This is a genomic window from Mesorhizobium sp. M1E.F.Ca.ET.063.01.1.1 (assembly GCF_003998155.1).
In the GTDB taxonomy this organism is placed as follows: domain Bacteria; phylum Pseudomonadota; class Alphaproteobacteria; order Rhizobiales; family Rhizobiaceae; genus Mesorhizobium.
Genome location: NZ_RZSC01001114.1, coordinates 1 through 1,403, shown reverse-complemented (window position 1 = coordinate 1,403; position 1,403 = coordinate 1). Strand labels below are relative to the sequence as shown.

The window sequence follows — 1,403 nt, the reverse complement described above, 5'->3', positions numbered from 1 at the left end:
GCAAAGATTGGGATGGCCGCATGCGGTGCCGCTTCTGGGAGCGCAGCCTGCATCGGGCGGGAGCACGCGCGGCGTGCGAGTGAGAACAACCAGTCTGACGGAGAGGGATCAGGCGCCAGGCGGGGAGAGGGTGCAGGGCCTGCTCGTGGCTCAGGCGCGCGCAGCGCTGCGGGCGATCGACCTCTCGACCGAGCTCGGCCGCCGCGCCGAGCGGCTGCTCGCCGTCGCGCCGAAGCTGCGGGCGAAGGGTGCGGACCGTGTCGTCGAAAAGCTGCTGTCCGACGATGCGCTCGTGGCGTCGCAAGAAATCGCCGGGATGAGCGACCGCGGCCTGCGGCGCCTGTTCGACCGACTGGTCGATCTCGGCGCCGTGCGCGAGCTGTCCGGCCGCACCACGTTCCGCATCTACGGGCTTTAGGAAATGGCTGAAGCGGCGCGCAAGAGGCGAGGGCAGGGCCGGTCAGATGACCATCGATCAGGCGACCGCCTGTTCGATCGCGATCTCGACCACCTGCCGGCGGAGGTTCGCTGGCGGGAGTGGATGGCCAGAGTCGAAGCGACGATCTTCGCGGCCAGCGAGCCGGTGACACGTGACACCCTGGCGCGTATCGTCGGCAAGAGCTGCAGCATTGATCTCCTGATCGACGACATCCGCGAGGAGCTGCGCGGCCGCCCCTATGATCTGGTGGCGGTCGCCGGCGGCTGGAAGCATTTGACGCGCTCTGCCTACGGCGACGCTATTCACGCGGCCTTGGGCACCGGCGAGCAGGGGCAAAAGAACCTTTCGCAGTCGGAGGTACTCGTGCTGTTGACGATCGCCTACTTCCAGCCGATCACCCGTGCCGAGCTGTCCGCCTTCTTCGGCAAGGAAATCAGCCGCGACCTGATCGGCAATTTGCGCGGCTTCGGCCTAATCGCCTCAGGCCCACGCAGCCCGACCCCAGGCGCGCCATACACGTATGTCACGACCAAGGCGTTCCTGCTGCAGTTCGGGTTCGACACTCTGCGCGATCTCCCCGACATCGAAGCGCTTGAGGATGCGGGCCTGCTGTCGAAGGAGAAGCTGCTGGCGGGCGACATCATGCCGGGGTTTTCCAGTGACTGGGAAGAAGATGCCGGCGTTGCCGGTGATGAATAGCATGCTCACCAGGGATGGGTGGTTCGCGGGACTATCCGCGTGGGACCGCAAGAACACGGTGACGCTTCGTTTTGATCGCATCGTCAGTGGCGCGCGAATAGGCCTCGAGCAGAGCAGCAAGGTCGGCGCCGGTCGGGGGTGACCGCACAGACCTCGGCGATCCTTGATGCTTGTCCATGAAATCCGAGAAGTGCGCAATCAACCGGTCATGGCCGCCTGCAGCCAGGACGAGCCGACGCCGCCGGGCAACAGCATCGTCCTCATC

The 1,403-nt window shown here is 65.9% G+C and carries 2 protein-coding genes; both read left to right on the top strand.

The genetic code is table 11. The features are described from left to right. On the top strand, positions 1-418 hold a 418-nt coding region (locus EOA29_RS36500; RefSeq protein ID WP_127222396.1), incomplete at its 5' end, for a DUF1403 family protein. Positions 419-421: 3 nt separating this feature from the next. Then, positions 422-1,138, top strand: coding sequence for an SMC-Scp complex subunit ScpB (locus EOA29_RS36495; protein WP_127222395.1), 717 nt, complete (start codon positions 422-424; stop codon positions 1,136-1,138). Positions 1,139-1,403: the final 265 nt, after the last annotated feature.

Coding starts and splice junctions, on each gene's coding strand:
- EOA29_RS36495 (WP_127222395.1), top strand. CDS start 422: ATGGCTGAAGCGGCGCGCAAGAGGCGAGGGCAGGGCCGGTCAGATGAC.